The organism is Collimonas sp. (assembly GCF_039923675.1).
GTDB lineage: Bacteria > Pseudomonadota > Gammaproteobacteria > Burkholderiales > Burkholderiaceae_D > Collimonas.
The window spans coordinates 91,719-100,282 of the sequence record NZ_JBDTCG010000078.1 but is presented as its reverse complement, the minus strand read 5'-3'; the positions used below and the strand labels follow the sequence as shown (position 1 = coordinate 100,282).

Sequence of the window (8,564 nt, the reverse complement as noted above, 5' to 3'; positions counted from 1 at the left end):
CGGCAATTATTTCAACGTGCGCGGTCCGCTGAATATACCTGCTTCGCCGCAGTCCGGACCCGTTATCATCCAGGCTGGATCGTCGCAGCGCGGCCAGGATTTTGCGGCGCGCTGGTCGGAAGTCGTGTTCGGTATCCAGCCTGATTTGCCGCGCATGCAACGCTTTTATCAGGATTTGAAAGGACGTGCGGTCAAGTTCGGACGCAAGGCGGCAGACATCAAGGTGCTCACCGCAGTCATGCCCTTCGTCGGCAGAACCCGAGAGGAAGCCGAGGAAAAATGCGCACGGCACAATACCCTGGTGGACCCGATTGTCGGCTTGTCGACGCTCTCCAGCCACATGAATGTGGATTTTTCAGGCTATGCGCTGGATGCGCCGATTGCCGATCTCGAAGTGGCCGGCATGCAAGGCCTGTTCAGCCTGATTCGTGAGCTCTCTGCCGAACGCCAACTGACGCTGGCCGATATCGGTCGCATGTACGCCAGCGGCGTGCTAGTGCCGCAGGTAGCCGGCAATGCCACAGATATCGCCGACTGGATGGTCAATATCATCGCCCAGCAAGGCGCCGACGGCTTCGTCATCACGCCGGTGCACCTGCCGCACGGATTCGAGGATTTCGTCGACCTGGTGGTGCCGGAATTGCAAAGACGCGGCCAGTTCCGGCGCGACTACGAAGGCGATACCTTGCGCAGTTATTTGCAAGGCTGAGCAATCCTGCCTGCGACAGGCTCCTAGACCTGCGAGCTTGATGCATCCAGCCGGGCAGCCGCGAATATCGTCACCAGCCAGTCAACGAACACCCGCACCCTGGGCGATAATTGCCTGTGATGCGGATACAGCACCGATACGATAGACGGATTCGGCCGGTACGCGGCGAGCACCTCGCGCAACTCACCCGTCGCCAGCACCTGCGCAACGCCGTAGCGCGGCAGCTGAATCAAGCCAAAACCGGATTGGCAACACAACTTGTACACATCGGCGTTATTCACCGATACCGTACCGTCGATATGAAATTCGCGCGACTCTCCAGCGATATTGAATTCAAACGGATAATGCTTCCCTGTTTGCGGCGAGAAAAAATTGACGGCGCGATGCCTGGCAAGCTCATCCACGCCGCGCGGCTCCCCATGCTGCTCCAGATAGGCCGGACTGGCGCAGGTCACCTGCTCCAGGCTGGCCGGGCGTCTGGCCACCATCGACGAATCCCGCAACTCTCCCACCCGCAGCGCGCAATCGATGCTTTCCGCGACCAGATCGACCAAACCGTCACCCATGCCAATCTGCAGTTCGATATTCGGATAGCGCGTACAAAACTGGTCCAGCACCGGCAACACAAAATGACGGCCTAGCGTGCCGTGCATATCTATCCTCAGTTTGCCGCCGGGATTGGCATATGAGCCCCTTGACTGCGCGCATCTGAGATCCAACCCGTAGCCACGCATCGATCTGAAAAACCAGCTGCATCCGCGCACAACTGTATAGGGATGTTATTTAGCCGGCTTTCTTGAGGCAAGCCGCCTTGGCGATTTCAAGGCGCTTGTCCATATTTGCTTCAAGCAGCGGCGATTTCCCCGTGTGGATCAAGGCGTCATATTCGCCCTGCGGCACGCTGCTCCAGTAGGCGTCGGACACGCAACCGCAAAAAACCGGCATTTTTTCCGGCGCTTTAGGCGCGCCGCGTGCTGAAGCGCCCATCCGCAGGCAGATATCGGTGTTGGCCTTCTTTAGTTCTGGCATCACTGTGGCGCTCCAGGCCAGGTGGCTGACGGCGATCAAGGCGAACGTGGCAAAGATTTTTTTCATTGGCTTCTTATTTGAAATTCATCAGGATGGTGGTCACAATCGGGAAGGCGATGATGATAAAGGTAATCGGAAAAATGAACATGATCAGCGGTGCGATCATTTTCATCGGCGCTTCCATCGCCAGCTTTTCCGCACGCTGGAAACGTTCGGTGCGCTTCTGTTCTGCAAATTTACGCAAGGTCGGGCCCAGCGGCACACCCAGTTTATCGCATTGCAGGACAATGCCGACAAAACGCTTGATGTCGATATTGCCGGTGCGGCGTGCAAATTTTTCCAGGGCATCGGCACGGCCGGCGCCGGTCTTCATGTCGCGCACCACGCGCTCGATCTCCAGCCGCAAAATACATTCGGGGCCGCGTTCGCAGAAATTGACGATGGCGGTATTCAATGTCAAACCGCATTCGCAGCACAATGTGACAATATCGACGAAAGACGGAAAATATCGCGAAATTTCAATATTGCGTTTTTTCTTCTGGTCGCGGATCCACATCAACGGGTAGAACCAGCCGATCAATCCCAGCACCGCGACGATGACAAACACAGTCCATTCCAGACCAAATGCCGCCAGCCCGACGAGCAGTCCGGCGCCGGTCGCCAATGCCAGTGAAAAGAATTGCAGCGCGTAAGTCTCACCCGGCGTCATGAAGTATTCCAGCCCCGCCGAATTCAACATCTGCTTGCGCTTCGTCAGCCGCTTCTCCGAAATAGTGGCGCCGAAATAAAAATCAAAGAACAATACGCCGTTCCAGATTTTTTTGAGAATTGGCGGCAACGGATCCATATTCGGCCGGAACTTGTTCACCTTGACATTAGCCACCATGCGGAACAGGTAAAACATGAAGACGCTCAGACTGCCGAAGGCCAGTATGATCGCGCCGTAAAGATAGAGTGAACTGTTCATGGTGTGTATCCGATAACTATAGCAGTGACAATTGAGCCGTAATGCTCAGACATCGATCGCGAGGATTTTCTGGATCACCTTGTGCCCGATATAGGCCATGGTGAGACAGATGAAGAGCACGATCTTGCCGTAGAAGGTAGTCAGCAGCAGGCTCATTTCGGCCGGCTGGATGAAGAACAGCGCCACCCCGACCAGCGCCGGCAAACAGATCATGACCCAGCCCTGCATCTTGCCCTGCGCAGTCAACGATCTGATCTTGCCTTCGATCGTCAGCTTTTGCTGGATCGTATTGGACAGACTCATCAGTGTCTCCGACAAATTTCCCCCTACCGATTTCGAAATCCGGAAGGTCATGACCAGCAGCTGGAAATCCACCAGGTCGATGCGTTTGCCGACTTCCTCGACGGCGGTCTCGAAATCGACGCCCACCTTCTGCAACCGGATCACGTGCGCAAATTCACTGGCGAGCGGCGAACTGCTTTCTTTTGAATAGGATTGCAGCGCAATACTCAACGAGACGCCGGCGGTCAGGCTGGAAGCAATCACGGTAAGCGCGGTCGGCAATTCGTACTCGATGCTGTTGAGGCGCCGTTTGCGCTTGTAGTTGCTGATCCAGAGCGGCGCCTTGAAGATGAAGTAGCCGATCAGCAGCACCAGGAAGATATTCCGCAGCACGAAATAGATCACCACCACCAGCAGCAAAGCAGCGGCAACCTGGGCGAACAGCACCATGTAGACGCGGCCATCGCGCAGCCCGGTCCACTCCTTGATGTGGCCGATGTAGCGCACGTGCATATCGAACAGCATCTTGAGCACCATGCTCTTGGAATTCAATAACGACCAGGCAACAAACAGCACCAGCGCAAACAGGATCCCCGAAAACAACAATATCTGATTATTCATTATCCATTCTCTCGATAAACGCTGGTTTCATCCCTGAGTAGCGGAACTCGCCAAAGGTCTTGCCGTTGTGGTCGATGCCTTCGCGATGGAATTTAAAGATGTCTTGCAATTGCACGGTTTCCGACTCGATGCCGACCACTTCGGTAATCGCCGTTACCTTGCGAGCACCGCAGGAATAGCGAGTGAGCTGGATGATCAGATGCACCGCAGAAGAAATCTGCTCGCGGATCGCCCGCACCGGCAGGTTCATTCCGGCCATCAGCACCAGCACTTCCATCCGCGCCAGCGCATCGCGCGGCGAGTTGGCATGCAAGGTCGTCATGGAGCCGTCATGGCCGGTATTCATGGCTTGCAGCATGTCGAGCGCCTCGCCGCCACGGCACTCGCCGACAATGATGCGATCAGGCCGCATCCGCAAGGAATTCCGCACCAGGTCGCGAATCGCAACATGGCCTTTACCCTCGACATTGGGCGGACGGCTTTCAAGCGATACCAGGTTCGGTTGCGATAACTGCAGCTCGGCGGCATCCTCGATGGTGACGATGCGTTCATCGTTCGGTACGAAGGCCGACATCATGTTAAGGAAGGTGGTCTTACCGGAGCCGGTACCGCCCGATACCACGATATTCAAGCGCTGTTCGACCGCGCTGCGCAAGATATTCAGCATGTCTTCCGTCATCGATCCATACTTGATCAGGTCTTCCGCCACCATTTTTCGGCGCGAGAATTTCCGGATAGTCAGCGTCGGTCCGCGCAGAGACAAGGGCGAAATGATGGCGTTAACCCGGGAACCGTCTCTCAAACGCGCATCGACCATCGGCGAGCTTTCGTCGATGCGCCGGCCGAGCGGCGTGACGATACGCTCGATTGCTCCCAGCACCGCCAGGTCGCTGGTGAATGTCGCACTCGACAATTCCAGGCGGCCACCGCGTTCGACCCAGATTTCATCGTGCCGGTTGACCATGATTTCGGTCACGCTATCGTCGGCAATCATCGGCTCCAGCGGCCCCAGCCCGACCGCCTCGTCCAGCACCTCTTTGGTCAGCCGTTCGGTGTCTATGCCTTCAGGCAGATTGAATGTCGTACTCAGCAATTCCTTGATCAGGCTCTTGACGTTAGCCTTGAGATCATGTTCCGACATCTTGTTGGCGTCGATGCGGCGCAGGTCGATTTCATGCAGAACTGCCTCGTGCAGCGTCTTGCGCCAGCGTGAAAATTCAAGATCGACCACGCGCGCCGGAATATTGGCGACCTGCTTGCCGCCGGCGGCCGGCCGCACCGCATGTGACTGCTGCTGAGGCTCCGGTTCCGCCGAAGCAGCGGCCGGCGCTGATGGCGGACGCACAGGAGGCGCGGCCGCTGGCTGACGCGGCGCCGTCACCGCCTCCGCCCTCGGCTGATGCGTCGGTTTTTCTGCCAACAGCACTTCATCCTCGAAATCATGTTCGATTGCGGCAATCGCCTTGCTGACCGCCACATTCTGCATCGCGCGCGCACCGCCACGCCCTTCTGTCAGCGGGTCCGCGCCAGGCTGCCGGCCGCGTCCGCCGCCTGCATCCTGCTGATTGGTGTGCAAGGTCAATGCATAGTTGCCGATCTTTATCACCGTGCCGGTATTCAGAGGGCCGAGCCGGCTGATACGCTCGCCATCGATCCAGGTGCCGAAGATACTGCCGCTGTCTTCGATGAAAATGCTGCCTTCATTGATCAGGAAGGTGGCGTGCTTCTTGCTGACATTCCATCCCTTCAGCCGCAAATCGCAACTGTCCGCCTTGCCCAGGACGAAGCGATCCTTATCGACGAAAACCTCGTCGAGTATGTCATAATCGTCCGCCGCGATCATCAGTACAAATCCACTTTGGCTCTCTGCCATGAAAATTATTCCCGCATATAAAAATAATCAGATCATCATCGCCAGGGTCACTGTCGGCGACTCGTTTTTGGGCCGGGCGCGTGGTCTGATGTTCACCAGAACACTGGCTCCTGACAGCGCATTCCTGCTTAAGGAATGCAACTCCGTCCATACTTTTTTCATGCATTTCACCATCGGCGTGGTGTATCTATCGAAAGACTTCATTATCACCAGCATCGTCCCGGAGATGGCGCGCAGGCGGTTGTCTTCCGACCGCTTTGCCCGCCACACCCTGGAACTTCATCCGGCAACCCTGGCATCCCTATCCTTAAACGTTGGCGACCGGCTGGCGTTCTAACCGGTCGCCGTCAAATCAATGATTGCCGTACTCTGGCCGCTGCTCAAATTTAGTTTCCGGCCGTAGCGGCGCCGCTTCGAACGGCGATTTTTCCGGCACTTCCTTCTTCAGGTTAAGCATGGTCGGCATTCCCTGTTCCTGCGGCATGCCTACCGCCTTGCGCGACTCGTTGATGCGGTTGCTCAAGTTGCGCAACGCATTCGAACTTTCACCGGCCTCGCCTTCATGGGTGTGCGGTATCGCCACCAGGTAGACTTCGGTCTGGTTACGTATGGTGCCGGTGGACTTGAACAGATTTCCCAGTACCGGCACGTCACCCAGCCCAGGTACTTTCTGCACATCGGTGCTGCCGTCCTGGCTATACAAACCGGACAAGATGATGGCGTCGCCAGTCTTGACCGAAAAATCGGTTTCGGTGCGCCGCGTGGTAAAGCCCGGAATGCCGCCGACGCTGACTGTAGGATCAATCTTGCTGACCTCCGCCTTGAGCACCCCTGTGATATTGCTGAAAGCATCCAGCTTGGGAGCGATCTCGATCAGGATGCCGTACGGCTTGAAGGTGACATTGGTGCCATTCTGGCTGACCGTCGGGATCGGCACTTCGCCGCCGGCGATAAAACGCGCCTGCCCCCCGTTGCGGGTAGCGATGCTGGGAGAAGCGAGCACGAAGGCGTCGCCGCTATCGACCGCCAGCTGAATGACGGAGGGAATCGCAATCGCAGCGTTGACTGAAGCACTGACGCCGCGCAATTTTTCATCGGGTAAGTTGTAAGTAGCGGTACCGGTGGAGCCGTTACTCTGTGGCAGCGGCCGCAGGTTGACGCTACCTCGCGAGGCCTCGCCAAAAATTCCGATGTTAAAACCATTAAAGCTCTTGGCCCAGTTGACGCCGAGATTCTCCAGGTAGCCCTTCTTGAATTCGACGAAATACAGGTCGAACACCAGCATTTGCGATTCCTGCTTGTAAGCAGGCACCGTGTTGTCGATATCCAGCGTGGTGTTGTTGATCAGGTTGGCATACTGCTCTGTCATCGCGGTGATTTTCGAGAGATCCTCGCGCGATTTGATGCTGCCTTCCACATACAGGCGTTCGCCGCGCCGGACCACGTCGACACCGGGCAAGCCGGCCAGGGCGGACTTGATATCGCGCTGTTGCTTCAAGACGTTCAGCGCAGTCACCCGCAAGCGGATTTCGCGTGAAAAATTCGGCTTGTTCCATAGCAGGATATTGGTCAGCCCCACTTCCTGCGCAATAATCAGCAGCTTGGTTTTTTCGATGACGGCAGTCGATGCGATCTTGCCGTTGCCGATGGCGATGCGGTTCACGGCGCCGACCTCGATCACGCGCGCCTCGCCGGCATACATGACAAGTTCATCATCGTTGGGCTGCTCGAGCTTGACGCCGCGCATGGCCGCCGGCCGCAACGTGGCAAGATCGCCGGCGTTGCGCAATGGTGTGCCTTGCGTTGTCCCTTGGTTTTGATTTTTCTGGTCAAGCGCATTGCCGTCCAGATATTCGACGCCACCATCGCCGCCGCTGCGGGCTTGGTCCGACGCTGCTTTCAGTGCTTTATTCTGGTTCTGCCGTGGCGCTGAATCGGTCTGCCAGACCGGTTCCGGCATCGGTGAGATGGCAAAGGCGCGGCTGCCAATCAGGGCGGACAACAGCAGGCAGGAGCGGATGTTTCTTGGATTGGTCATGTTATTGCTTGGCTTTTTGTTGGAGTTCATTGTGGATTGCCTGCCGCATTACCCAGCAGCCGCTTGAAAGCTTCAAGTTTTCTGGCCTTATCGTCGCCGCTATCGGCCGATTCGCCGGTCTTGAAGCGGCCGCCGATGATGTAGTCCACCGCCGGTCTGATCGGCAGCTGTATGTGGTTCTTGGCGTCCGGATCGATGACGTCGGACAGGAACAGCTTCTTCTCCGCATCGCCCTGGTCGTCAGGACTGCGCAACACGGCGACGATACGGGCGCCGGTCTGCACCAGAATGACCTTCTGGGCGTCGGCGGCCGGCACCGAAATGGTGACCGTGCTGTAGGTGGTGCGGCCCGGCTGCCCCTGGCGATCGCCAAAGCCCGCTTCGCGCGCACGGTCGGCCGCCAGCACCTCGCGTACGGTGGTCTGGCCGGTGGCGCGCACTTCAATATTTTTCAGCAACGGCGCCAGCATCGTGTCTTCTTGCGGCGGCCCGGCGGTCGGCGGACCTTCCTGCGGCCGCTTCATCATGTAGAACAGATCGATGTGGTCGCCGGCGCGCAACAGGCCCGAAAAAGAATTGATCTCATCCACCGGAATCGTGATGGCGCGGCTGCCGGCATCGATCGATTTGGAGAACGGCACCGATTCGTAGAGCAGGAAATAGGATTCCAGCAAAGGCGTGCCCTTGCGTACCGGACGGATGATTTTCTTGCCGATGTAGGCGTCGATCTGGTCAGGCGAGATGACGTCGAAATTCATGTATTCCTTCGGCACCGTGCGCGACGCCAATTGTTCCATGGTCAGCACGTCGCCCGGGCTCAGGTCGACCCGTGGCACCGTCACCGTGGTGCGTACCTTGCTGGCCTCGTCGCTCAGGCTTTTCTCGATTTCACTGGAACGGGTTTTCAGATAACTGTTCGCCAAGAACACGGCGAACGCGGCAATCAGGACAATGATGACCAGCGGCAGCGCCTTCTTGAGCTTTTGCAGATTGATGAAGCGTTTTATATTCATGATAGGAGAGTAAAAGTGAACGTTCGCGCGAA

9 protein-coding genes are annotated in these 8,564 nt (G+C 57.2%); 2 read left to right on the top strand and 7 right to left on the bottom strand.

Going from position 1 to position 8,564, the window contains the following annotated elements; translation table 11 throughout:
* Window positions 1-709: LLM class flavin-dependent oxidoreductase (locus ABI171_RS16685; protein ID WP_348093654.1), on the top strand; the 709-nt coding region annotated here is incomplete at its 5' end.
* A gap of 23 nt (window positions 710-732) precedes the next feature.
* On the opposite strand, the gene ABI171_RS16680 is transcribed toward ABI171_RS16685, so the two are convergent.
* From ABI171_RS16680 to ABI171_RS16660, 5 genes are read right to left on the bottom strand one after another with little or no spacing between them, the layout of a single operon-like run.
* Window positions 733-1,443 carry a LysR substrate-binding domain-containing protein gene (locus ABI171_RS16680; protein ID WP_348093653.1) on the bottom strand — a complete coding sequence of 237 codons (711 nt, stop codon included), beginning with the start codon at window positions 1,441-1,443 and terminating at the stop codon, window positions 733-735.
* Between the two features lie 49 nt (window positions 1,444-1,492).
* Entirely contained in the window at window positions 1,493-1,804 is a 312-nt protein-coding gene (locus ABI171_RS16675) for a hypothetical protein (protein WP_348093652.1), read from the bottom strand.
* Between the two features lie 7 nt (window positions 1,805-1,811).
* Window positions 1,812-2,705: a type II secretion system F family protein gene (locus ABI171_RS16670; RefSeq protein ID WP_348093651.1), complete on the bottom strand. Its 894-nt coding sequence runs from the start codon at window positions 2,703-2,705 to the stop codon at window positions 1,812-1,814.
* A gap of 45 nt (window positions 2,706-2,750) precedes the next feature.
* Window positions 2,751-3,608, bottom strand: coding sequence for a type II secretion system F family protein (locus ABI171_RS16665; protein ID WP_348093650.1), 858 nt, complete (start codon window positions 3,606-3,608; stop codon window positions 2,751-2,753).
* Window positions 3,601-5,481: an ATPase, T2SS/T4P/T4SS family gene (locus ABI171_RS16660; protein ID WP_348093649.1), complete on the bottom strand. Its 1,881-nt coding sequence runs from the start codon at window positions 5,479-5,481 to the stop codon at window positions 3,601-3,603. The genes ABI171_RS16665 and ABI171_RS16660 overlap by 8 nt, the downstream gene beginning before the upstream one ends.
* On the opposite strand from ABI171_RS16660, the gene ABI171_RS16655 reads away from it, so the two are divergent.
* Window positions 5,480-5,818 carry a DUF192 domain-containing protein gene (locus ABI171_RS16655; protein WP_348093648.1) on the top strand — a complete coding sequence of 113 codons (339 nt, stop codon included), beginning with the start codon at window positions 5,480-5,482 and terminating at the stop codon, window positions 5,816-5,818. The two genes, ABI171_RS16660 and ABI171_RS16655, sit on opposite strands and share 2 nt — an antisense overlap.
* A 15-nt stretch (window positions 5,819-5,833) precedes the next feature.
* Here ABI171_RS16655 and ABI171_RS16650 read toward each other — a convergent pair whose 3' ends face one another.
* Entirely contained in the window at window positions 5,834-7,549 is a 1,716-nt protein-coding gene (locus ABI171_RS16650) for a pilus assembly protein N-terminal domain-containing protein (protein ID WP_348093647.1), read from the bottom strand.
* Window positions 7,546-8,532 carry a Flp pilus assembly protein CpaB gene (gene cpaB / locus ABI171_RS16645; RefSeq protein WP_348093646.1) on the bottom strand — a complete coding sequence of 329 codons (987 nt, stop codon included), beginning with the start codon at window positions 8,530-8,532 and terminating at the stop codon, window positions 7,546-7,548. The genes ABI171_RS16650 and cpaB overlap by 4 nt, the downstream gene beginning before the upstream one ends.
* Window positions 8,533-8,564: the final 32 nt, after the last annotated feature.